Origin of the sequence: Methylophilus glucosoxydans, assembly GCF_042676145.1 — a bacterium.
In the GTDB taxonomy this organism is placed as follows: Bacteria; Pseudomonadota; Gammaproteobacteria; order Burkholderiales; family Methylophilaceae; genus Methylophilus; species Methylophilus glucosoxydans.
In genome coordinates this window covers 1,546,654-1,569,200 of the sequence record NZ_JBHTJW010000002.1, presented here as the reverse complement: position 1 = coordinate 1,569,200, position 22,547 = coordinate 1,546,654, and the positions used below count along the sequence as shown (strand labels likewise).

Annotated in this window: 20 protein-coding genes and 3 tRNA genes; 13 read left to right on the top strand and 10 right to left on the bottom strand. The window is 48.6% G+C overall.

Translation table 11 applies throughout. The features are described 5' to 3' along the window. Window positions 1-74 precede the first annotated feature (74 nt). The 10 genes from gloB to ACFQ1T_RS10105 all read left to right on the top strand — a co-directional run bounded on the left by gloB (window position 75) and on the right by ACFQ1T_RS10105 (window position 9,765). Window positions 75-854 (top strand): hydroxyacylglutathione hydrolase, encoded by a 780-nt coding sequence (gene gloB / locus ACFQ1T_RS10150; RefSeq protein ID WP_379076202.1) that lies wholly within the window; start codon window positions 75-77, stop codon window positions 852-854. Between the two features lie 210 nt (window positions 855-1,064). Next, window positions 1,065-2,633 carry a transglycosylase SLT domain-containing protein gene (locus tag ACFQ1T_RS10145; RefSeq protein WP_379076199.1) on the top strand — a complete coding sequence of 523 codons (1,569 nt, stop codon included), beginning with the start codon at window positions 1,065-1,067 and terminating at the stop codon, window positions 2,631-2,633. 125 nt (window positions 2,634-2,758) lie between these two features. Beyond that, entirely contained in the window at window positions 2,759-4,366 is a 1,608-nt protein-coding gene (locus tag ACFQ1T_RS10140) for a peptide-binding protein (protein WP_338657590.1), read from the top strand. Window positions 4,367-4,369: 3 nt separating this feature from the next. After that, complete coding sequence (locus tag ACFQ1T_RS10135) at window positions 4,370-5,395, top strand: ABC transporter permease (protein WP_338654154.1); 1,026 nt, start codon at window positions 4,370-4,372, stop codon at window positions 5,393-5,395. 11 nt (window positions 5,396-5,406) lie between these two features. Further along, complete coding sequence (locus tag ACFQ1T_RS10130; protein WP_194747631.1) at window positions 5,407-6,231, top strand: ABC transporter permease; 825 nt, start codon at window positions 5,407-5,409, stop codon at window positions 6,229-6,231. A gap of 48 nt (window positions 6,232-6,279) precedes the next feature. Next, entirely contained in the window at window positions 6,280-7,065 is a 786-nt protein-coding gene (locus ACFQ1T_RS10125) for an enoyl-ACP reductase FabI (protein ID WP_379076194.1), read from the top strand. Window positions 7,066-7,373: 308 nt separating this feature from the next. Next, on the top strand, window positions 7,374-7,769 hold the full coding sequence (locus ACFQ1T_RS10120; protein ID WP_379076191.1) for a WapI family immunity protein: 396 nt from the start codon (window positions 7,374-7,376) through the stop codon (window positions 7,767-7,769). Between the two features lie 61 nt (window positions 7,770-7,830). Next, window positions 7,831-8,313: a hypothetical protein gene (locus ACFQ1T_RS10115; protein ID WP_379076188.1), complete on the top strand. Its 483-nt coding sequence runs from the start codon at window positions 7,831-7,833 to the stop codon at window positions 8,311-8,313. Window positions 8,314-8,423: 110 nt separating this feature from the next. Next, window positions 8,424-8,945, top strand: coding sequence for a hypothetical protein (locus ACFQ1T_RS10110; RefSeq protein ID WP_379076185.1), 522 nt, complete (start codon window positions 8,424-8,426; stop codon window positions 8,943-8,945). 202 nt (window positions 8,946-9,147) lie between these two features. Next, a complete protein-coding gene (locus tag ACFQ1T_RS10105; protein WP_379076182.1) occupies window positions 9,148-9,765 on the top strand; it encodes a DUF1294 domain-containing protein in 618 nt (205 codons plus the stop codon). 76 nt (window positions 9,766-9,841) lie between these two features. Here ACFQ1T_RS10105 and ACFQ1T_RS10100 read toward each other — a convergent pair whose 3' ends face one another. From ACFQ1T_RS10100 to ACFQ1T_RS10055, 10 genes are all read right to left on the bottom strand, one after another. Further along, on the bottom strand, window positions 9,842-11,740 hold the full coding sequence (locus ACFQ1T_RS10100) for a SurA N-terminal domain-containing protein (protein ID WP_194747639.1): 1,899 nt from the start codon (window positions 11,738-11,740) through the stop codon (window positions 9,842-9,844). 315 nt (window positions 11,741-12,055) lie between these two features. Continuing rightward, window positions 12,056-12,132, bottom strand: a tRNA-Asp gene (locus tag ACFQ1T_RS10095). 163 nt (window positions 12,133-12,295) lie between these two features. Next, a tRNA-Val gene (locus ACFQ1T_RS10090) sits at window positions 12,296-12,371 on the bottom strand. 60 nt (window positions 12,372-12,431) lie between these two features. Beyond that, window positions 12,432-12,704, bottom strand: a complete 273-nt coding sequence (locus ACFQ1T_RS10085; RefSeq protein ID WP_018985281.1) for an HU family DNA-binding protein — start codon at window positions 12,702-12,704, stop codon at window positions 12,432-12,434. A gap of 120 nt (window positions 12,705-12,824) precedes the next feature. Next, window positions 12,825-15,257: an endopeptidase La gene (gene lon, locus ACFQ1T_RS10080; protein WP_313987602.1), complete on the bottom strand. Its 2,433-nt coding sequence runs from the start codon at window positions 15,255-15,257 to the stop codon at window positions 12,825-12,827. A gap of 136 nt (window positions 15,258-15,393) precedes the next feature. Continuing rightward, window positions 15,394-16,683 carry an ATP-dependent Clp protease ATP-binding subunit ClpX gene (clpX, locus tag ACFQ1T_RS10075; protein WP_194747643.1) on the bottom strand — a complete coding sequence of 430 codons (1,290 nt, stop codon included), beginning with the start codon at window positions 16,681-16,683 and terminating at the stop codon, window positions 15,394-15,396. 27 nt (window positions 16,684-16,710) lie between these two features. Then, on the bottom strand, window positions 16,711-17,358 hold the full coding sequence (clpP, locus tag ACFQ1T_RS10070; RefSeq protein WP_275355305.1) for an ATP-dependent Clp endopeptidase proteolytic subunit ClpP: 648 nt from the start codon (window positions 17,356-17,358) through the stop codon (window positions 16,711-16,713). A 3-nt stretch (window positions 17,359-17,361) separates the two neighbouring features. Beyond that, window positions 17,362-18,672 carry a trigger factor gene (tig, locus tag ACFQ1T_RS10065; RefSeq protein WP_379076176.1) on the bottom strand — a complete coding sequence of 437 codons (1,311 nt, stop codon included), beginning with the start codon at window positions 18,670-18,672 and terminating at the stop codon, window positions 17,362-17,364. Window positions 18,673-19,007: 335 nt separating this feature from the next. Then, window positions 19,008-19,382, bottom strand: coding sequence for a RidA family protein (locus ACFQ1T_RS10060; RefSeq protein WP_338654183.1), 375 nt, complete (start codon window positions 19,380-19,382; stop codon window positions 19,008-19,010). A 159-nt stretch (window positions 19,383-19,541) separates the two neighbouring features. Beyond that, window positions 19,542-19,626 (bottom strand) — tRNA-Leu (locus ACFQ1T_RS10055). Between the two features lie 145 nt (window positions 19,627-19,771). On the opposite strand from ACFQ1T_RS10055, the gene ACFQ1T_RS10050 reads away from it, so the two are divergent. Genes ACFQ1T_RS10050 through ACFQ1T_RS10040 form a run of 3 tightly spaced genes read left to right on the top strand, consistent with a single transcriptional unit; the run spans window position 19,772 to window position 22,530 of the window. Then, window positions 19,772-20,008, top strand: a complete 237-nt coding sequence (locus ACFQ1T_RS10050) for a hypothetical protein (protein ID WP_194747649.1) — start codon at window positions 19,772-19,774, stop codon at window positions 20,006-20,008. A 42-nt stretch (window positions 20,009-20,050) separates the two neighbouring features. Next, complete coding sequence (locus ACFQ1T_RS10045; protein WP_379076173.1) at window positions 20,051-21,469, top strand: TolC family protein; 1,419 nt, start codon at window positions 20,051-20,053, stop codon at window positions 21,467-21,469. Beyond that, window positions 21,466-22,530 (top strand): hypothetical protein, encoded by a 1,065-nt coding sequence (locus tag ACFQ1T_RS10040; protein ID WP_379076170.1) that lies wholly within the window; start codon window positions 21,466-21,468, stop codon window positions 22,528-22,530. Before ACFQ1T_RS10045 ends, ACFQ1T_RS10040 begins: the two co-directional genes overlap by 4 nt. The last annotated feature ends 17 nt before the right edge of the window (window positions 22,531-22,547 follow it).

The following is a 22,547-nucleotide window of genomic DNA, read 5'->3' as shown; positions in this document are numbered from 1 at the left end:
CACTTAAAACACCTCTTGAATACCGTCCAGGGCATCTCCCTTGACAAGCATCATGATTTTTTCAATGATGCGTGATGGACAAAAGTTCTGCAAGTATAGAAATCATCCCCCTGCCCGCTTTTAGCGACAATTATCTGTGGTTAATTCAGTCTGGCTCACTGGCCTGGCTGGTTGATCCGGGCGATGCGGACGTGGTTGAAGAGGCTTTGAGCAAGAGAAAACTGAGCTTAAAAGGGATTTTACTCACACATCATCATGCAGACCATGTGGGCGGCGCTGCCAGATTGCAAAAGCATTGGCGCTGTCCTGTCTATGCCCCGGACAGTTCACAGCCGTCTTATCAGGCCATGCAGACCATCCCCGTCCACGCCGGGGACACTATCAGTCTGCTGCCAGAAGACATAATAAGCTGCGAAGTGCTTTCGCTGCCGGGCCATACACTTGATCATGTGGCTTATTATGTCAATCAGCAGCATTTGTTTAGCGGCGACGTTCTGTTTGGTGCAGGGTGCGGCCGCCTGTTTGAAGGCACGCCTGCACAAATGTATGCCTCGCTACAGCAGATTGCCGCGCTTCCCCCAGAAACACTCGTTTACCCGGCGCATGAATATACCGCGCACAATCTTGCTTTTGCGCAGACCATAGAGCCGGATAACCGCGCATTACTCCAACGTATCGCAACCACCCGCGAGTTACGCCATCAGCAACGCCCCAGCCTGCCAACGTCCTTGGCACAAGAATTGGCGACCAATCCGTTTTTGCGGTGTGAACAGTTGCGTCTCCGCCCTGAATTTCAATCGCGCTCGGCGCTGGAAGTGTTTACCGAGATCCGCACCCGCCGCAATGACTTCTGATCGCACAACCTTCAAGCACAGTCTGGGCTCGCTGGCAAGGGCTTGTCTCCCCCCGAATTTAACGTAGAATGATGTCCTCCTTAAAGCGCTTGTGTGCGTTAGGCCTATCTCAAACAGATCGGCGCGGCCGCTACGGCCATCCGGATTTAGCAATCCATGTGTATCCGCCCTGCCGGATGCGCAACACTCTCAGGATAAAGTATTACCGTCATGCGTTTTAAAAGATTCATCGTCTGCATTGCACTGTCAGCCTCGCCATGGTGCGGATCGGCTGAATACGTGGAACCAGCCACCTTGTCCGATGACAATGGCAGTTATGACGAAAGCTATGGAGAGACTGGCGTAGAAGGCTACACCTCCAGTTATCAGTTTGAAGATAGCCTGACCTTGCAAAACAGCTTGTGGGACCGCGTGCGCGATGGCTTTAACATGCCGGACATCGACTCAAGCTACACCAACAAACACGAACAATGGTACGCCTCTCGCCCCGACTACGTTTCACGCATGCTGGAGCGGAGTAAAAAGTATCTTTACCACATCGTTGTTGAAGTTGAAAAAAGAGGCATGCCCACCGAGATTGCGCTACTGCCCATGATAGAAAGCGGCTTTAATCCTAAAGCGCTGTCTACCAGCAAGGCGTCAGGCATCTGGCAATTCATTCCCTCTACCGGCAAAGACTTTGGCCTCAAGCAGAACTACTGGAAAGATTCACGCAAAGACGTCACTGCCGCCACCCAGGCTGCGCTCAATTATCTGCAAAAGCTTTATACCATGTTTGGCGCCTGGGACTTGGCACTGGCCGCTTACAACGCGGGCGAAGGCACGGTTGCACGCGCCATTGAGCGCAATGAGCGCCTGGGCTTGCCGACCGATTACCAGCACTTGTCCTTACCGGATGAAACTCGCAATTACGTGCCCAAGCTGCAGGCCATCAAAAACATTATTTTCCGGCCTGAACAATATGGATTGACGCTCAACGAAATTCCAAACCGGCCTTACTTTACCACCGTCCAGGCCCCCAACAAGATTGATGCAAAACTGGCTGCAGAGTTGGCAGGGATTACGCTGGAGGAGTTTAGCGCACTCAACCCAAGTTTTACGCGGCCGGTACTCATCACGGAAAACAGTTATCAAAAACTTCTGCTACCAACCTGGGCGGCCAGCAACTTTACACAAAATCTAAATGCGTATAACCGTCCCCTCTCCAACTGGCACAGCTACCAGCCCAAGCGTGGTGAGCGTCTGGGTGTGATTGCCAGCAAGTTTGATATCAGTATTTACGAATTGAGCGCAACCAATAACCTGAAGCCGAATCGCAATCTGATTGTCCGTCGACCATTGTTAGTGCCCGCCAGCGTGGAGTCAGCTGGTCTGACCAAACCGATTGATGTCGCAGCCATGGCCAAACTTTCAGTAGAAGTGCCGGTTGAAAAAGAGTCATCCAGCGAACCAACGACTTTTTCCCATAAAGTGAAAGCTGGCGAGACCTTGTCCACTCTGGCCAAGCGCTATGGCATTAGCAGCCAGCAAATCATGCAACAGAACCATCTCAAGTCTAAAAAACTGGCGGCTGGCCAGGTATTGCAACTGCAAAAACAAGAAAGCCACGCCAGCAAATCAAGTAAAGGGAACTCTGGAAAATCGAATGACTCGAAAACAAGTGTAAAATCTGGTGCTAAGAAAGCAGGCAGCCACAGTAAACATAGTGCCTCTTCATCAGATTCAGCTAAAAAGAGCACAACATCGCATCATAAGAAAAGTCAGTCCAGCAAACATTAAATCGGCCCATCATGCGCACTGCACACTCACCGCTCAATTTGCACGTTGTGTCTCATCCGCAGAATGCGCAAGGCAAGCGCCGAGGATATGTGCGCCATGCCATGATGACCATGGCTCTGGCGGCCATGCTGTCAGCCTGTAGTCCAGAGCAGGCCAACCAGGAGACACTGGCGTTTGATCAGGCCTACCCACCACAGGCCGGGGGCACGCTGATGAGCGCCATGCCCTCAGATCCGAGCAGCATGATCGGTATGGTGGCTGGCGAATCCGCCTCGCTGGCAATTGGCAGTTACCTGTTTAATTCACTGCTCAAATACGACCAGAATCTGGATTTGGCCGGCGAATTAGCCGCTTCCTGGCAAGTCGCAGACGACAATAAAACCATCACTTTCAAGCTCAAACCCAATCTGCAATGGGCCGATGGCAAGCCGCTTACCAGTGCGGATGTGCTTTTCACCTGGCAGCTGATCACAGACGAAAAAACGCATAGCCCTTATGCCTCTGATTATCAACTCGTTACCCAGGCAGAAGCGCCAGATCCACAAACGTTTATCGTGCACTATTCGCAGCCCTTTGCACCCGCGCTCGAAAGCTGGGCCAGTTTGCAAGTGCTGCCTAAACACAAACTGGCAGGACAGGATATACATACCACCAGTTTTGCGCAAAAACCGTTAGGCAGTCATTATTACCAGCTTCAGGAATGGCGACACGGCGAATACATCAAATTAAGTCGCAACCCCAAGTCGGTCATGGGACCCGCCAACATCGAAACACTGGTCGAACGCGTGATCCCTGATCCGGCCGCCCAATTTCTCGAGCTCATGGCGGACCATATTGATAGCATGAACATGGATCCGATTACCTATGCACGCATTATTCCTTCGCGTCCGGCACTCGCAGCTAGGCTCAACCAATACAAAGAGCTAGGCAACAGCTATACATACCTGGGCTTTAACCTCAAACGCAAACCATTTGATGATGTGCGTGTGCGTAAAGCGATCAACTATGCCATTGATAAACAGGAAATTATTGATGGCGTCTATCTTGGCCTCGGCATTGCGATTGCCTCCCCTTACAAGCCGGGCACGCGCTGGAGCAATCCTGATCTTCACCCCTATGCCTTCGATCCGGCCAAAGCCAGACAACTGTTAGCAGAGGCAGGTTACACAGACAGCGATGGCGACGGTTATCTAGACAAAAATGGTCAAAAACTGTCATTTGAAATCCTGACCAACCTCGGTAACAAGCAGCGCGAGAAAACCTCGGTCATTATTCAGCGCAGACTCAAGGAAGTCGGGATTGATACCCGCTTGCGTACGCTGGAATGGGCCAGTTTACTGACCAATTTTATCAAACCGGGTAATTTTGATGCCGTGGTAATGGGCTGGGGACTGGGTCTGGACCCTGATCAGTACAATATCTGGCATTCCAGTCAGCAGAATCCCGGGCAATTCAACTTTATCGGCTACCACAATCCTCAAGTAGACCATCTGCTGGAGCAAGGGCGACTTGAGTTTGACCCGGAAAAACGCATGCAGATTTATCATGCATTCGCCAAGGCCCTCTATGACGATAGTCCTCTGGTTTACCTGTCTGCCGGCTACGGGCTGACCGCCATCCACAAACGTGTGCAAGGGATTATGAATCCTATACCTCCAGCGGGTGTCGGCTACGACTCACAAAAATGGTATATTCCGGCGCCGCTGCGCCGCGCGCAAATACAGGCTGAATAAAACATGCTACGTTATTTAATCAGACGTGTGTTATGGATGATCCCGATGTTGATCGGCATCAGTCTGATTTCGTTTTTTATCATGCATCTGGCGCCTGGCGATATCACCAGTACGGAATCTGCGTTCGACCCCAAATCCTCAGAAGAGTCACGGCAAAAACTGCGTGAGCTTTATCATCTGGATAAACCCATTATCGTGCAGTATGGCTTATGGCTGGAGCGCATGGTGCACCTTGATTTCGGCCATTCGTTTGCCAGCCATCAAAAACCGGTGTTTTGGTCAGAAACCGACAAAGACGGCAATACCACCAAGGGCATGATTGAAGAAGCCTTGCCAGTGACCTTGCTCATGAATTTAGTTGGTTTGTTGTTGACGCTGAGCCTTGCGATTCCGCTGGGTGTCATGGCGGCCAAAAAACATGGTCATTGGCAAGATCGAAGCATTACCTTATTTAATTTTATTGGCTTTTCTATCCCCGGCTTCTGGTTATCCCTGTTGCTGATGTACTGGCTGGGTGTGATTCACCCCTGGTTTCCGATTTCTGGCCTGCATAGCCTCAACTACGACCAACTCAACGCCTGGCAGCAAGCACAGGATCTGTTCATGCATTTGTGTTTGCCTGTGATCATTCCAGCATTGACGGGCCTCGCAGGTGTCACCATGTTTGTGAAAAACGGCATGCTGGACGTATTGAGCCAAGACTTTGTGATCACCGCCCGCGCCAAGGGCTTGAGTGACCGGGTCGTGACTTATAGACATGCTCTGCGCAATGCCCTGCTACCACTGATTACTTTGGTCGGCCTGTCACTGCCGGGCTTGATTGGCGGCTCGGTGATTGCAGAAACCATTTTTGCCATTCCAGGCATGGGTAAACTCTTTTATGAAGCGGTGATGATGCGTGATTTCCCGGTCGTCATGGGCATACTCACCATAGGCTCAGCCCTGACACTGGTGGGCAACTTATTGGCTGATCTGGCCTACGCGTGGGCGGATCCGCGTTTGCGTAAAGGGGTCATGCCACAACGCTAGGCTATCCAGACATGAAAAAAGTCCTGCAAAATCCCTTAGCCCTAACCGGGTTGATCATTATCAGCATCATCTTGCTGCTGGCGCTACTTGCGCCTTGGATTGCCCCTTATGACCCGGATGCGATCCAGGTCAAGCAGATTCTGGTGGGGCCTTCGGGCCAGCACTGGATGGGCACCGATGGTCTGGGGCGGGATGTCTGGAGCCGGATGCTGTTTGGCGGCCGCGTCTCACTATTGGTAGGCCTGGTCGCGGTAGGGATTTCGACTGCCATCGGGGTCGTGCTCGGTGCTTTAGCTGGCTACTATCGTGGTTGGGTAGATACGCTGATCATGCGACTGGTTGATTTGATGTTGTCTATTCCCAGTTTTTTCTTGATTTTAGCCGTGATTGCCTTTTTAAGTCCTTCGATCACCAACGTCATGGTGGTCATCGGCCTCACCTCCTGGATGGGCGTCACGCGGCTGGTGCGCGCTGAATTCCTGAGTCTGACACAACGTGAATTTGTCACCGCTTCCACGGCACTCGGTGCTCTGGACAGTCGCATTATTTTCAAGCATTGCCTGCCTAACAGCCTCACCCCTATTCTGGTCAGTGTCGTGCTGGGCATCGCCAGCGCCGTGCTCCTCGAGTCTGGCCTCAGCTTTTTAGGCTTGGGCGTACAGCCGCCGCAAGCCTCCTGGGGCAACATCCTCACCGATGGTAAAGAGTATATCCAGTTTGCCTGGTGGTTATCCGTGTTTCCCGGACTTGCCATTTTAATCACGGTGTTAGGGTATAATCTGCTCGGCGAAGGCCTGCGGGATGTGTTCGACCCACGTTCCAACACAGTACGCTAACCCTTCAATCAACTGACCAAACGAACTAACAACCACACAGGAACAAGCATGGCATTTCTTGCTGGAAAAAAAATTCTGATTGCCGGTTTGCTGAGCAACCGTTCAATCGCTTATGGCATCGCAGCCGCAATGAAACGTGAAGGTGCCGAACTGGCATTTACCTATCAAGTCGACAAGCACGAAAAGCGTGTGCGTGACTTGGCCGCAGACTTTGAATCCGATATCGTTCTCCCCTGTGACGTTGCTGAAGATGCACAAATCGACAACCTGTTTGTAGAGCTGGCTAAAGTCTGGGATGGCCTGGATAGCCTGGTGCACTCGATTGCTTTCGTCCCTAAAGTCGCCCTTGATGGTGACTACCTCGAAAGAATCGACCGCGAATATTTCCGCATTGCACACGATATCAGCTCCTACAGCTTCTCTGCGATGGCCAAAGCAGCCTACCCGATGATGCAAGGCCGCAATGGCAGTCTGTTGACTATCAGCTATCTGGGCGCAGAACGCACCATGCCTAACTACAACGTCATGGGCGTAGCCAAAGCTAGCTTGGAAGCTAATGTCCGTTACCTGGCACAAAGCCTTGGTCCACGTGGCATCCGCGTTAACGCGGTTTCTGCTGGCCCAATCAAAACGCTGGCTGCCTCAGGCATCGCTGACTTTGACAAAATGATCGGCTTTAACGAAAAACACGCCGCCTTGCGCCGTAACGTGACCATCGACGAAGTTGGCAATGTCGCCGCCTTCCTGACCAGCGACCTCGCCTCTGGTGTGACTGGTGAAATCACTTATGTTGATGGTGGCATGAACATCACTGCTGCTGGTCAAATCGACTAAGGCTGACCACTCGTCAAACAAAACGCCTGCGCTGATAAAAGCCAGGCGTTTTTTTATGGCCAAATGCCGAATACTTGCACTGCTTAATAACAATGCACTAAATTACACAATATCTTCAAAGCAATCAAAAAAATACAAACAAACCAATTAAAGGTGCACTAGAATTTAATTCTCATTTAATTATGGTGTACTAAAAATATATAATATATTGTATTTTTATTAAAATTTATTTTTTAATATTTATAGCCCCTAGTCTAAATAAAAGTTTAGGTTCGTTTTTGGGGTCTAATTAACGTTAGAGCGCAACAATGAAAATAACTGGGCATGCTTTTGAATGTGAAATTGATTTATCACTTCCCGATAGTGAGGAGTGGATGGATACCAACGTCAAAGTCAAAACCCAGCAGTTTCAGGGCGCTTTTACATGTACTGTTCAAAAAAGTGAGTGGTTGTTGCTAATCAAAACACTCAAGAAACTTGATGCATCAGTCGGTAAAAGCACTGAACTAAAATGGTCGAATATGGAAGAAAACATCTATTTTGAGTTCAAACTTAGTACTTTAGGCTCTCTTGAAACAGAGTATAAATTTAGCTCTGAGAACTTTAGTGACGGTCCAGTTCTTTCGGGTTATTTTACAGCAGACCAAAGCTATATAGGAGTGTGGGAAAATTCAGCACGGCAAGAGGTAGAAAATGCTCTCTAACCCATCATTCAAGCGGGACGCCTAACGGCGCCCCTTAATTCAAACGTTAGGGGCTAATACTATGCTACTAAAGCATCGCCTTGCTATTACGGGTTTATTTTTTTTCTTATCTACTAGCTTTGTATTTGGTGAGTCTAGCTATGGAAATCCAGTAGATGGTCGCACATATCTAACCAATGGAGAATTTAAAACCTACAATCCAGAGGGGCAAAATGTCGCCAAAAACGAGAAAGTAACTATAAGTAACGTCCGACTTCTAACTGGTGAGCCTGACTTGAAAGAAAGAGTCCTTGTTGAAGAGCTCGACTCATTTATTAAATCAGCCGAAAATGAGGCACATGCCATTTTGGCAAAAAATATAGCTCCAGCCCGAGTGCTTCTTCAATTCAACTGTCAACCCAATCATCATGTTGTACAAATTGCTAGTCAAGGCAATGCACAAGAAGCTGTACTGCAGGAACTTTATGACAAGACAAAAGCCCTTACACCACTTAAAACCAGTGGTGAGGTAATTTTCCAGGTTGAGTTTAATGTTAGCCCCTAACCCATCCATCAAGAGGAACTGGCGAAAGCAATCTTCGATGATGGAATTTTCAATAACGAGGGTGGAGCCACCAATGTCGCCAGCTCCTTATGTCAAACGTTAGCAGTCTCATGGAAGCCATCGACCAACTTCAGCGCCACTACATGATGCTTACTCTTGGTGTAGGTGAGATACAACCGTGCATCGACTGGGCAATTGAACGATTGGAGCTCAATCAAGAAGGCGATGATCTAGACGTTATCTTGCTTGCAGCAGCAACAGTACTAGAAGAAGCTTCTCCGTTGGCTCATACGATTTTGGAGCGCTACAAAGGCCCTGAGGCATTGGACAAGCAACTTGCTGCAGGAAAGTACGTGGCGAGTTTACGGCCTTTGTATTTGTCTGGCGCCGAGTCTATTGAGTCGCTCAATGGCAAGTTCACCAAACTCTTTGTCAGTCTTGGGTATCCAAATTGGCTAGTCATGCTCAGCAGAAACTGTGAATACGCTACCGACGTCGATGCATTCCGCGAGCCCTTCGAACAAGAGTTCGAGTACATCGCAGATCTTTGGGGCAAGGCCAGAACACTCACTGAGTTTGAAGCTGCATACAGTCGAGAAGTATCGAACACTCATGACGCGAAATACTGCTAACAAGTCCGTCAACCGGACGCCAAAATGCTGCGCTCCGGCACCGATTAGTTCAAACGTTAGCGGGTTTATGAGAACGCTCGCAAAAGCTGCTGCCATTCTCGTCTCCTTATCTTTGGTAGCTTATCAAAGAATTGCAGAATTCATGCGCTATGAAGGCGAAACCTAGCGAGTCAGATCAAACGGACTCTAACAAAGATGAATTATGAAATACATTCGTTATCAAGGCAGAGTTACCACCTGGAAAGACGAACAAGGTTTTGGCTTTATCACGCCTAATAGTGGCGGGAAGCAAGTGTTTGTACATATCACTGCATTTTCAAACCACCATCGACGCCCGATTGGCAATGAGATTGTGACTTATGCCGTGACAAAAGATGTGAATGGGAAATTAAAAGCCGAGCGTGTTCAATACATTGATGAACCGGTGCGATCAAACGATGGTTCGTTGCTATTGTTATTTGCCATTACTTTTCTTCTTTGCATGACGATATCCGCGTATGCCGGAAAACTGCCTCTGTGGGTATTAGGATTATATTTAATGGCAAGCAGTTGGACACTCATTGCTTACAGGCTGGATAAGATGGCCGCCAAACGCAACCATAGGCGCACACCTGAAAAAACGTTGCATCTCTTGGCTTTGATCGGTGGCTGGCCTGGGGCCATCATTGGCCAAAAACTGTTTCGCCACAAATCAAAGAAGCTTTCTTTTCAAGTGACCTTTTGGGCAACTATTATTCTGAACTGCGCGGCATTAGCGTGGCTGTTTTCCATGGATGGTCTCGCTTTTATAGAGCGCGTGATTAGCACATTTTTAAATTAGCCAAACGCATCAATAAGAAGGTGGCATTAAATAAAAAGGAGGGCTACGCCCTCCTTTTTTCACTTCAGTTCGCTAATTATTCGTTACCTTTGGATAACAACACTTTGGCATTGAACTGAATATCTTTCTTAGCTTTGAGTGAAGCCACATAAGCATGTGACATCTCTGCCCCCAGTGCCATCTGATACACTTTAAAGGCTCTGTCAGCCACATCTGGCTGGTCTTTGAGCTTCTGGTTCACCGCAATCACTTTAATCACGGTATAGCCTTTGTTGGCCTCGTTAAAGCCATAGTATGCTGGCAGTGTATGTGTGTTGACCTTGAACACATTTCTCATCACACCATCGCTCAAGCCCTGCGCATTTCTGCGATCAACCGTCACGGGCGTAATCCAGTCTGCATTGCTTGCTTTACCGGCTTTCAGCTCAGCCAACAAGGCCTCGCCTTTTTGCTGCACCAATTTATCTGCTGCTTCAGCTTTGAGCAAACCTTCAATACCGGCTTTTACTTCATCAAAGCTACGAGGCGCTTCTGGGCTGTACTCAACCACGCGTGCAGATACCAGGTTATTCGGCGATACCTCAACGGCTTCGGTATTGCGTTTATCTTTAAGCACGTCATCGGAGAACACCAAGGAAGCAAAACGATCGCTTTTGAAAAACTTGGCGACTTCATCTTTGCTCATGGCTGGAGAAGACTGCAATTGAAGGTTAAATTTCTTGACCGCTGGCTCCAGGCTGCCAGATTGCTCATACACGGTATTGCCAAAATCATCGGCCAATTCAGCATACTTGGCTTGTGCTTTCTGGAACAACAATTCGGCTTTGATTTTGAGCTTCATCGAATCAAAATCAGAAGACTCGCCTGTAATGCCTGTCAGCTTGATGATATGGTAGCCGAACTCAGATTCCACCAAATCGCTGATATCACCAACCTTCATCGAGAAGGCTGCATCCTCAAAAGGCTTGACCATCGCACCACGGCCAAAACTGCCTAAATCGCCGCCCTTGCCTGCTGAGCCTGTGTCTTGGGAGAATTCAATCGCCAGCTTTTCAAAGCTCTTAGGATTCGCCTTCACCTGCTTAAGGATGGACTCTGCTTTTTCTTTGGCAGCGGCTTTTTCAGCAGGCGTGGCAGTGCTATTAAAGCCGATCAAAATATGGCTGGCCTGACGTTGTTCATTGCCCTGAAATTTAGCCGCATTTTCATCATAGTATTGCTTAACTTCTTGGTCAGTCACGCTGACTTGACCCATCAGGCCTGCAGCAGAGAGCAAAGCAAACTGTAACTTCACCTTGGCTGGTGCAATGAATTTAGTTTTATGCTGGTTGTAATACGCTTGTACCTGCTCAGGCGTCACCGTCACCTGATTCATAAAGTCAGCTACTTTAATATCGGTCACGCTGACTTCACGCTGTTCAAACTCGGACATCAGCGATTGCTCAGCGACTTTTTTCGGCATAAAGACCAGATTGCTCAGGCCTTCTCTTACCTGCTGGACCGCGAGGTCTTTGCGTATGCTCTGCTCAAATTTGGCTGGTGTCAGCTTGTTTTGTGTCAGCAACTGGTTGTAGGTTTCCTCAGAAAACTTACCGTTGCTTTGAAACTCGGGCATGCCAAGAATATGCTGGCTGAGTTGCTCGTCACTGATTTTAAAGCGGTAATCATGAATCGCACCCTCAATCAGCCGACGTGTAATGATGCCTTCCAGCACAGATTGCTTGAAAGCCGGGCTTTCGAGCAAAGCCGTATCGACTTTTTGTCCCTGGGACTGCATATAGTTACGCGCATTTTCCACGGCGTTAGAATATTCCTGCAGGGATATCTTCTGGCCATCAACTTTAGCCACTGCAACCTGTCCACCCGCCTGATTCAAATAGGAGTCAATGCCAAACAATGCAAACGGCACCACAATCAGTGCCAGAATGATTTTTGCCATCCATCCTTGTGTATGTTTTCTAAGTGCTTCCAACATTTTATCGTTTCCATTACCTGATTTTTTGCAACAGCAAACTATACCATAAAGCGATTAAAACCGCCTGAGTGCAACACCCTTCAGGCATTACACCCAAAGATTTGATCCAAAAATAAACCGTACGTTAGCCAATGCACTCGATCAAATAAGCGCTGGAGGTCTGAGGGATTAAAACGAATGGGAAAAGAACAGCAGTCGATACTGAACAAACATACAAGATAAACCTGATTCCAAATTTGGAATATCAAGTGAACAAATGAGAAGTGTTCTAATCGAATAAAAAGAAAAAAGCCCTGAATAATCAGGGCTTTTATTTGGCGGAGCGGACGGGGCTCGAACCCGCGACCCCCGGCGTGACAGGCCGGTATTCTAACCAACTGAACTACCGCTCCCGGTAATCGTTAAGCTGAAATTATAACATTGTTTTTTATAAAATCAACTAATTTTTTTAATTACTTATTCGGTACTTAGCATTGCTAATTAAAGTAACTTCTTAAGTACCGTGTCACTCAAAAAATTAAGAGCGCAAACTTCGCACTCTTAATTTAAATTGTTTGGTGGGTGCTAACGGGGTCGAACCGCTGACATTCGCCTTGTAAGGGCGACGCTCTACCAACTGAGCTAAGCACCCGTAACAACCACTGGTGTTGCTACTGCAGTTAAGCAACAAACGCTGCTCAACCAAAGAATGCTAGTTTACAGCATCTTTAAGGCCTTTACCAGCCCTAAATTTAGGAGATTTAGCAGCTTTGATGTTAATTGTTGCGCCGGTACGAGGATTACGGCCAGAACGGGCAGAACGCTCACCTACATAGAATGTACCAAAACCAATCAAGGTCACCATATCACCTTTTTTCAATGCACCGGAAATAGCCTCAGTTGTTGCATCCAGAGCACGAGCCGCAGCGGCTTTAGAAATACCAGCAGCACTTGCAATATGATCTATCAATTCTGATTTATTCACGTGTTTCCCCTAATAACTAGTTAAAAAGACAGGTACATCCTGTACCGTCTTTATATCAAGCCGCAAAACGAGCTGTCAAGCGGTATTCCGGCCTTTTGACAATAATTCGCATCAATTTTACTAATGCGTGACAGCTTGCTCGGCATTCCCTTCGCCAGCGGCAACAATCTCGACTGCAGGCGCTTCCACAGCCAACGGTTGCGGTGCTCTTTCCAGCGCAAGATCCAGGACCTGATCTATCCACTTCACGCAATGAATGTCGAGATCCTTTTTGATGTTGGCAGGGATTTCAACCAGGTCTTTTTCATTAGCTGAAGGAATCAATACCGTTTTAATCCCTCCACGGTGAGCGGCAAGCAATTTCTCTTTCAAGCCGCCAATCGCCAGCACTTCCCCACGCAAGGTGATCTCGCCTGTCATCGCCACGTCTGCTCGGGCTGGAATGCCCGTCAGCACAGACACAAAGGCAGTGGTTAAGGCAATACCCGCACTTGGACCATCTTTAGGCGTCGCACCTTCTGGCAAGTGGATATGAATATCCTTCTTCTCGTAAAAGTCGGTCGGAATACCCAATCCTTCTGAACGGCTACGTACCACACTCATGGCCGCAGTGACAGACTCTTGCATCACATCGCCTAACTTACCTGTGGTGATCGTTTTACCCTTACCAGGCAAAGTCACCGCCTCAATGGTCAACAATTCACCGCCTACCGAGGTCCATGCCAAGCCTGTCACCTGCCCTACCTGGTTATCTTTAGCGGCAACACCAAAGTCATAGCGCTTGACGCCCAGGTATTGCTCAATATTCTTGCTGGTGATGTTAATCTTTTTAACGGTTTTGGTTTTGCCTTTTGCCAGCAATTGCTCTTTGACTGCTTTACGGCAGACCTTGGCAATTTCCTGCTCCAGGCGACGCACCCCCGCTTCACGGGTGTAGTAACGCACGATATCGCGCAGCACACTTTCCGCCACCGAAATATCGGTAGACTTCAAGCCATGGGCTTTAAGCTGCTTGGGTAACAAGTAGCGTTGCGCAATATTGATCTTCTCATCTTCGGTATACCCTGACAGACGAATAATCTCCATCCGGTCCAATAACGGCTCGGGGATATTCATACTGTTAGCCGTCGCGACAAACATGACGTCGCTCAGGTCATAATCAACCTCGACATAGTGGTCAGCAAAGGTATGGTTTTGTTCTGGATCCAACACCTCCAGCAAAGCTGAAGACGGATCACCGCGCATGTCCTGGCCCATTTTGTCGACTTCATCAAGCAGGAACAACGGGTTTTTCACCCCAACTTTAGTCATGCTTTGCAGCACTTTGCCTGGCATGGAGCCAATATAGGTACGGCGATGGCCGCGAATCTCCGCCTCATCACGCACACCGCCTAAAGCCATGCGCACAAACTTACGGTTGACCGCTTTGGCGATACTCTGTCCCAGCGAGGTTTTACCGACCCCTGGAGGGCCCACCAAGCACAAAATTGGGGCTTTGAGCTTGCCAACACGCTGCTGTACTGCCAGATATTCCACAATACGCTCTTTGACTTTATCAAGACCATAGTGATCCGCATCCAGAATCGCTTCTGCTGCCTGCAAGTCTTTGCTGATTTTGGTTTTCTTTTTCCATGGCAGATTTAACAGAGTATCAATGTAGTTACGTACCACAGAAGCCTCAGCTGACATCGGTGACATCAATTTCAGCTTCTTGAACTCGGCAGTGACTTTGGCTAATGCCTCTTTAGGCATGGCAGCGTTTTTAATGCGCTGGTCCAGCTCTTCCATCTCGGCATTTTCATCCTGCTCACCGAGCTCTTTCTGGATAGCTTTCACCTGCTCATTGAGGTAGTACTCGCGCTGACTTTTTTCCATCTGCCGTTTAACACGGCCACGGATGCGTTTTTCAACCTGCAGGATGTCGATTTCAGACTCCATCAGGTAGAGCAAATGCTCCAGACGCTCAATCACGCTGAGCATCTCAAGCACTTTCTGCTTTTCTTCCAGCTTGAGCGTCAAGTGAGCTGAAATGGTGTCAGCCAGACGACCAGGCTCGTTAATTGTTGCCAGCGAAGTCAGAATTTCGGGGGGAATCTTTTTATTCAGTTTAACGTATTGATCAAACTGGGTCATGACCGTACGCATCAAGGCTTCAGCCTCTTTGTCATCCTGATCTGTTTGCTCAACCTCTTCACCCAAAGCCATGAAGCACTCGTCAGTCTCCACAAAATGGGAAACGCGTACGCGATGCAGGCCTTCTACCAGAACTTTCACTGTACCATCCGGGAGCTTGAGCATTTGCAGTACGGTCGCCAGGGTACCGATTTCATACAAGTCTTCAGCCACAGGATCGTCTTTGTTGGCTGACTTTTGTGCAACCAGCAAAATCTTTTTATCGCCCTCTGAAGCGCGCTCCAACGCTTTGACCGATTTGGTCCGGCCAACAAACAATGGAATCACCAGGTGGGGATAGACGACGACATCGCGCAAAGGCAATAAAGGGATTAAAGCGTTTTCCGGTGTCTCGGAGTCAAGCAAAGTGTGTTCTGTCATAGCGTCTTTCAATAAGTGTCAAAGGAACAAGCCCTTTGCATATAGATGGGAACATTCTTTGAGAATTCAAGAGAGCAGGCATCTCATGCTATTAGATGCTATCTTGCAATAGCCGGACGGCTATTGCAAGCGGGATTTAATGTGCGTTTTCAACGCGTTTTTGTGCATCCTGATAAATCAGAATTGGTTCGGAGGTGTGTTCAATCACGCCAGCATCTACAATCACTTTAGACAAGTTTTTAAGAGATGGCAGCTCATACATCAGGTCTAGCAAAGCGTGCTCGAGAATCGAACGCAGGCCACGTGCACCGGTTTTACGTTCCAGCGCTTTTTTAGCAATCAGACGCAAGGCAGACTCTTCAAACTCCAGCTCAACGCCTTCCATTTTGAACAGCTTCATGTATTGCTTGGTTAGAGCGTTTTTGGGTTCCACCAGAATCGTCATCAGCGCAGCCTCATCAAGAGACTCAAGTGTCGCCACGACTGGCAGACGACCAATGAACTCAGGAATCAAACCAAACTTGATCAGATCTTCCGGCTCCACTTCACGCAAAACTTCGCCAACCGCGCGCACATCTTCTTTGCTCTTCACTTCGGCACCAAAACCAATACCGCCTTTTTCTGAACGGTGACGAATGACTTTTTCCAGCCCGTCAAAAGCGCCGCCGCAGATAAACAGAATGTTGGTGGTATCCAACTGCACAAACTCCTGGTTAGGATGCTTGCGTCCACCTTGTGGCGGCACCGAGGCAATCGTCCCTTCGATCAGTTTCAACAAGGCCTGTTGCACGCCTTCACCAGACACATCACGGGTGATTGACGGGTTATCAGATTTACGGGAAATCTTGTCGACTTCATCGATATAAACAATGCCGCGCTGTGCTTTTTCTACATCATAATCACACTTTTGCAGCAGTTTCTGCATGATGTTTTCAACATCCTCACCCACATAACCGGCTTCGGTCAGTGTGGTCGCATCCGCCATCACAAAAGGCACATCCAGCAAACGTGCCAAGGTCTGCGCCAGCAATGTTTTGCCAGAGCCGGTTGGTCCAATCAGCAAAATGTTGCTTTTTTGTACCTCAACATCATCTTTGCCAGACTGGTTGCCGTCAGACAAAGGGTTATACCCCAGACGTTTGTAGTGGTTATACACCGCAACAGACAGATTTTTTTTCGCCTGTATCTGACCAATCACATACTGATCCAAAATAGAGCAGATTTCTTGTGGCGTCGGCAATTTCTTGTCTGCGGACTTAATTTCGTTAAGGCTCTGGATTTCTTCACGAATAATGTCATTGCATAAATCAACGCATTCATCACAAATAAACACAGAGGGGCCTGCAATCAGTTTTTTCACCTCATGCTGACTTTTGCCACAAAACGAGCAATATAACAGCTTCTCGCTGTCAGATTTGTTTGCCATGCTATTCCCCTGCTAGTTACGCGCTGATTAAGCAGCGCTACGTGCGGCAATCACCTGATCTACCAAACCATAAGCTTTGGCAGCGTCAGCACTCATAAAATTGTCACGATCGGTATCGTTGGCAATGGTTTCAATACTTTGGCCAGTGTGATGGGCCATGATGCCATTGAGTTTGTCCTTCAGGTACAAAATCTCTTTGGCATGGATCTCGATATCAGACGCCTGGCCCTGGAAGCCACCCAACGGCTGGTGAATCATCACGCGTGAGTTAGGCAGGCAGAAACGCTTGCCTTTCGCACCAGCGGTCAGCAGGAACGCGCCCATGCTGGCAGCTTGTCCGATACACAGCGTGCTGACATCGGGCTTGATGAACTGCATGGTGTCATAGATAGACATCCCCGCAGTGACCGAGCCACCGGGAGAGTTAATGTAGAGAGAAATGTCCTTGTCAGGATTCTCGGCCTCGAGGAACAGCAACTGCGCCACCACCAGATTGGCGGTCATGTCATTGACCGGCCCCACCAGAAAAATGACGCGTTCTTTGAGCAGCCTGGAATAGATGTCATATGAACGCTCTCCTCGGCCACTCTGCTCAATAACCATAGGGATATATCCCAGGCCTTGTGGCTCCATACGTTGTTGCATCATGCCTTCGTTCGCGTTCATATAATTCATGGTTTAAGCACCTGCCATCATCAATTCATCAAATTTAATTTTTTTGTTTGTTACTTTGGCTTTGTCCAACACCCAGGCAACAACATTTTCTTCGGTCGCCAAGGCCGCTGGCTCATCCAGACGTTTCACATCTGCATAATACCAGTTGACCAGCTCTTCAGGTTTCTCAAAGCTTTGCGCGAAAGTATCTACCATCGCACGTACCTGATCGGCATTGGCCTGCAAGTTGTTGGTGTTGACCAACTCAGTTAAAACCAAACGCAACTTGGCATTGCGCTGTGCCTGCGTTTCAAACACAGAAGGCTCCATTGGCACTTGTGCCGGATCCACGCCGCGCTGACGCAGGTTTTGTGCAGCAACCTGCATCAAACGATTAGTCTCGGCCGCAATCACTGCTTTAGGCAATTCAAAGCTGCTCTCATCGACCAAGGCCTGGAAGACAGACTCTTTAACCCGTGCCTTGATACGTTTATCCACTTCTTGCTCAAGGCTTTGCTTGATTTCAGCTTTCATGGTGTCGATGTTGCCATCTTCCACCCCGAGGCTTTTCGCAAACTCAGCATCCACTTCAGGGTAGACTGGCTGCGACACAGAAACAAACTTCACCGCATAAGACACAGTTTTACCTGCCAACTGCGCCGGATTGTGATCTTCCGGATAAGTGATCTCAAATGTTTTTTCGGTACCAGCTTTGCCACCGATCAACGCATCGTCAAATTCTTTCACACGGCCTGGTTCACCGATCACAAGATCAATACCACGGTCGCCAGTACTTTCAACCTGCTCACCATCAATAGAAGCGGTCAAAGTAATGTTAATGCGGTCACCCTTTTTCGACATGCGCTTGACCGGCTCATAGCTCACGCGCTGCTTCACCAACACATCCAATGTTTTTTCCACATCGGCATCGGTCAACTCCAACGCTGGACGCTCAATTTTGACTTTGCTCAGATCGCCCAGTTTCACTTCCGGGAAAATTTCGAAAGTAGCAATGTATTCAAATTCCTCTGCAGCATCCTTAAACGGAATGTGTTCGATATTCGGGAAGCCTGCCACACGCAGCTGATTCTGCTCTACCGCTTCACCAAAGCTGGTTTCTACCGCTTTGGAGTAAACTTCATCGCGGACCTGATTGCCATAGTGCTGGTTGACCAAACCCATGGGCGCTTTGCCCGGACGGAAACCAGCAAACTTGGCGGTACGTGAAATTTGCTGTAAACGTTGTCTGATTTGCCCTTCCAGCGGTGCCAAAGGGACTTTGATTGTCATGCGACGTTCCAAGTTGCTGACTGTTTCAACAGATACTGCTGCCATGCTGAACTTCCTGTAAAAATCGTTATTTAACGATGGGTTATGTAAGTGAGCGCCATTGAATGCGCATTTAATAATGTTTTCACACAACCTGACCACACTCTAAAGGCAGAGGCCGGCGATCAAATGATGAAAAAAGAGCGTAAAAATATAACACAAGTCTGAATTGAAATAAACTTAAAGCCAGTTTAGCGCAACTGCGCACAACACATGGCTAAAGACACTGTACTTTTAAACGACAACCCCATCAAAATGCGAAATACTCACTACATGAATCGAAGATGGGGCTAAGCACTTTAATTGCAAGCCGCCTAGCTTAGCAATGTTTACTCGCCATATTAAGCAAGCGCAACAATCGTCTCAATCTCAACCAGCACATCGCGCGGCAATTTGGCTACTTGTACCGTGGAGCGTGCCGGGGTATGCGTGCCGAACACTTCGGCATACACCTGATTCATCGCCACAAAATCATCCAGATTCTTGAGAAACACGGTTGTTTTCACAACTTGCTGCAAACTGCCCCCTGCAGCCTCGATAATAGCCTGCAAATTGGATAGTACTTGACGCGTCTGGGTCTCAATATCGCCATCATTGAGCGTGCCATCCGGGCGCAAGGCGATTTGCCCTGAGGTATAAAGCATATTCCCGACGACAACACCTTGTGCGTAAGGCCCGATCGCGGCTGGTGCATTCGCTGTTTGTACAATATTCATTTTTCGTTCCTTTCAGAGCGTCATTCAAAGATGACTCGCTCAAATCACTCCAGATCATTTGCTTAGGCCGCTCTATCATGACCACTGAACGGCCGCCAAAAACAACAAAGGCCTCCGCAAAGGAAGCCTTTAATTTGTATCCTCCCCCATCGGGTGAGGTGGTGCGAAAGGAGAGACTCGAACTCTCACGCCGCGAGGCGCTGGAACCTAAATCCAGTGCGTCTACCAATTTCGCCACTTTCGCATACTGCCATCGTTCGCTGACAATTCGCTAGTATACCCTAATCGCATCAGCTTTCACAAACTTGCCGAGTTCAGATTGACAAGCCAGCCGTTCAACTGCAAGATGCCAGATTAATCATCATAAAAACGTTGTTATAGGACAGGATATGCATTCAGCCGAAGAAAACATGCTTAGAGCGGAACTTGAGCTCTTGATGCGAGAGCGTGAAATTTTGCTCAAAATCACCGGGGTGGCTGCCGGACTCATTGCAGAACTCAACACACCGGATTTGCCAATTCGCACGGTGGAAGCCGCTGATTTATTGGCCACGACCATTAATCAGCTGCCAGAAGACCTGTTACAAGACGCGCTGGACGCTGTTCACGCGACCATCGTCAACTAAGTTCTGGTGAAGTGCATGTCTGACATGCGGGCTTGAGATGTGATGCGTCTGCTAGCTTTTGCTTTTCCATGGTTACTGACTGCTTGCGGCACTGCTTTTCAGCCACACCCGATTCCCCAACAAGAAAACATTACCACCATCCATGAAGCGGCGCCGGATGAAGATGGCTTCAAGACGTTTGTTCTAAGCAATGCACCCCAGACCGCCTGGCCTATCCAGACCTGGGATTTGGATAGCCTGACCTTATCTGCGCTTTATTTTCATCCAGCCCTTAAAGTTGCAAAATCCGATTACGCGGTTGCGCTCGCCAGTATCACCAGTGCCGGACTCAGGCCGCAACTCGGCTTGAACAGCCAGTTAGCGCATAGCAACCAGGCCAATGGCGACATCAGCCCCTGGGCTTACAGCCTGCAAGTGAGTATCCCGCTGATTACTGCTAACAAGCGACAAATCAGCATTGAAATCGCGCAATATCAGGCTGACATCGCCAAAATACAGATCGCGGAAACGGCGTGGATGCTCAGGCAGCAATTGAGCGTAGACTTGATTTTGCTGGCAGAGCAGCAAGCCATGCAGGCAAACTTGAGCAAATTGCAAACAGCACAGGATCAATTGCTGGATGCTTACCAGAAACGGCTGGATGTGGGAGTCGCAGGGCAATCTGACGTGCTGCCGATTCGTTTGCAGCGTGACCAGTCAGCCTGGCAGTTGCAGCAAACCAGTGTGCAAATCAAACAGACTGAGCAGAAAATCTTGCATGATGCCGGACTGACCACACAAAACAACCCGCTGTTTAAACTGGCGCCAGTCCAGCTTTCCCAAATTCTCAAGGAGCGCTTTGCGCATGCAGCGGTGTATGCCGATGCGACCACCATACAACATTATGCGCTGACCAACCGCATGGACATTCAACGCGGCTTAGCACAATATGCCAAGGCTGAGTCGCAACTGAAACTGGAGATGGCCAAGCGCTACCCCAACCTCTCGCTCAGCCCCGGCATCATGTATGAATATGGCGATAAAATCTGGTCATTGGGATTGAGCGCCATGCTGAACCTGCTCAACCGCAATTCGGATTTGTGGGCACAAGCCGAGCAAGTGAGACTGAATGAAGCTGCGCGCTTTTATGCCTTACAGCATCAGGTGATTCAATCTTCAGAGCAGGTGCATGTCAAATACCGCGATAGCGCGCGTTTGCTGGTCACATTGACACAAACCTATGAGCAGCAAATGCAGAGAAAAGCCCAGCTTGCAAAACAGTGGCGACAAGGGCTGATCGACAAAGTGGAATACTTGCAAGCCGAAATTCAATTTTACAATGCGCAGCAACGGCTCATTTTGCAGCAAGCCAATGTCATGCGGGCATTGCAAGAGATTGAAAACGTAATGCAAACACCCATCGCGCTGTCACAGCGCCCGGTGGTCACCCTAAAACAACAGCAAAAGGCAACAGCCAAATGAATAAAAAAGCGCTGTGGATTATTGTGGTTCAGGTTTTACTGATTGTGGTTCTGATATGGTGCGTTGCCATTGTCGGTCGCGATGAGTATGAATCCGTCCAGAATGACGGAGATGAAACCATTGAAGGCCCCTCAAGAGTAAGCGAGCAAAATGGGTTACAAGTGGTCAAATTAAATGCAGCCACGCAAAAAAACAGTGGCATCCAGGTGCAGCCCCTGCAAGCCTATCAATATCATGGCAATATCAAGGTGCTGGGTTCGGTGATCTCGATCCAGACACTGGTGGACTACAACAGCCAGTATCAGCTACTCAAGTCACAATTGGCACTGGCTGAAAACATGTTGCCTAACCATCAACTGCAATACCAGCGTTACAAGCAACTGAACGAAGATGACAAAAACATCTCTGACAAGGCACTTCAAGAGGCGCAGTCAGTGATGATTAGCGACCAGACGCATATCAAAACCACGCAAGAGCAACTCAGAGCGCTCACAGACACCATCGTGGCGCAATGGGGCAAGCCGCTGGCTACCCTCATCACCCAGCAACCTTCGCAAGGCCCGCTCAATGACTTGATCAAGCAAAAAAAAGTACTGGTACAAGTCAGTTTTCCGTTGAATTATGAGGCACCAGCCACCGACTCCGTTGTTTATCTGACCCCAATTCAAGATGAAGTCACCCCCATCCGGGCAGAGTTTGTTTCGCAATCGATCCAAACTGATATCAGCAATATCGGAAAAACTTATTTTTACAGTGCGCCCGCCGATTATTTGCGGGTAGGCATGCGGGTCAATGTGGTTCCGGCCGAGGCCTCGTCAAAATCACTCAAGGGCGTACTGGTGCCTAACCAGGCGATTGCCTGGCACGGGGGCATCGCCTGGATTTACATCAAGACCCAGCCAGATACGTTTTTACGCAAACCGGTGGCTTCTGACATTGAACTTGAGCACGGCTGGTTCGATACCCATTTAACGCCCGGCACAGAAGTCGTCACCCATGGTGCACAGTTGCTGCTGTCGGAAGAGTTCAAATTTCAGATCAAGAATGAAAATGAAGATTAATCTGCAACTGTTTGAAA

Excerpts from the sequence above, each read along its gene's own strand:
- gloB (WP_379076202.1), top strand. The coding sequence starts at position 75 with ATGGACAAAAGTTCTGCAAGTATAGAAATCATCCCCCTGCCCGCTTTT.
- ACFQ1T_RS10145 (WP_379076199.1), top strand. The coding sequence starts at position 1,065 with ATGCGTTTTAAAAGATTCATCGTCTGCATTGCACTGTCAGCCTCGCCA.
- ACFQ1T_RS10140 (WP_338657590.1), top strand. The coding sequence starts at position 2,759 with ATGCTGTCAGCCTGTAGTCCAGAGCAGGCCAACCAGGAGACACTGGCG.
- ACFQ1T_RS10135 (WP_338654154.1), top strand. The coding sequence starts at position 4,370 with ATGCTACGTTATTTAATCAGACGTGTGTTATGGATGATCCCGATGTTG.
- ACFQ1T_RS10130 (WP_194747631.1), top strand. The coding sequence starts at position 5,407 with ATGAAAAAAGTCCTGCAAAATCCCTTAGCCCTAACCGGGTTGATCATT.
- ACFQ1T_RS10125 (WP_379076194.1), top strand. The coding sequence starts at position 6,280 with ATGGCATTTCTTGCTGGAAAAAAAATTCTGATTGCCGGTTTGCTGAGC.
- ACFQ1T_RS10120 (WP_379076191.1), top strand. The coding sequence starts at position 7,374 with ATGAAAATAACTGGGCATGCTTTTGAATGTGAAATTGATTTATCACTT.
- ACFQ1T_RS10115 (WP_379076188.1), top strand. The coding sequence starts at position 7,831 with ATGCTACTAAAGCATCGCCTTGCTATTACGGGTTTATTTTTTTTCTTA.
- ACFQ1T_RS10110 (WP_379076185.1), top strand. The coding sequence starts at position 8,424 with ATGGAAGCCATCGACCAACTTCAGCGCCACTACATGATGCTTACTCTT.
- ACFQ1T_RS10105 (WP_379076182.1), top strand. The coding sequence starts at position 9,148 with ATGAAATACATTCGTTATCAAGGCAGAGTTACCACCTGGAAAGACGAA.
- ACFQ1T_RS10100 (WP_194747639.1), bottom strand. The coding sequence starts at position 11,740 with ATGTTGGAAGCACTTAGAAAACATACACAAGGATGGATGGCAAAAATC.
- lon (WP_313987602.1), bottom strand. The coding sequence starts at position 15,257 with ATGACAGAACACACTTTGCTTGACTCCGAGACACCGGAAAACGCTTTA.
- clpX (WP_194747643.1), bottom strand. The coding sequence starts at position 16,683 with ATGGCAAACAAATCTGACAGCGAGAAGCTGTTATATTGCTCGTTTTGT.
- clpP (WP_275355305.1), bottom strand. The coding sequence starts at position 17,358 with ATGAATTATATGAACGCGAACGAAGGCATGATGCAACAACGTATGGAG.
- tig (WP_379076176.1), bottom strand. The coding sequence starts at position 18,672 with ATGGCAGCAGTATCTGTTGAAACAGTCAGCAACTTGGAACGTCGCATG.
- ACFQ1T_RS10060 (WP_338654183.1), bottom strand. The coding sequence starts at position 19,382 with ATGAATATTGTACAAACAGCGAATGCACCAGCCGCGATCGGGCCTTAC.
- ACFQ1T_RS10050 (WP_194747649.1), top strand. The coding sequence starts at position 19,772 with ATGCATTCAGCCGAAGAAAACATGCTTAGAGCGGAACTTGAGCTCTTG.
- ACFQ1T_RS10045 (WP_379076173.1), top strand. The coding sequence starts at position 20,051 with ATGCGTCTGCTAGCTTTTGCTTTTCCATGGTTACTGACTGCTTGCGGC.
- ACFQ1T_RS10040 (WP_379076170.1), top strand. The coding sequence starts at position 21,466 with ATGAATAAAAAAGCGCTGTGGATTATTGTGGTTCAGGTTTTACTGATT.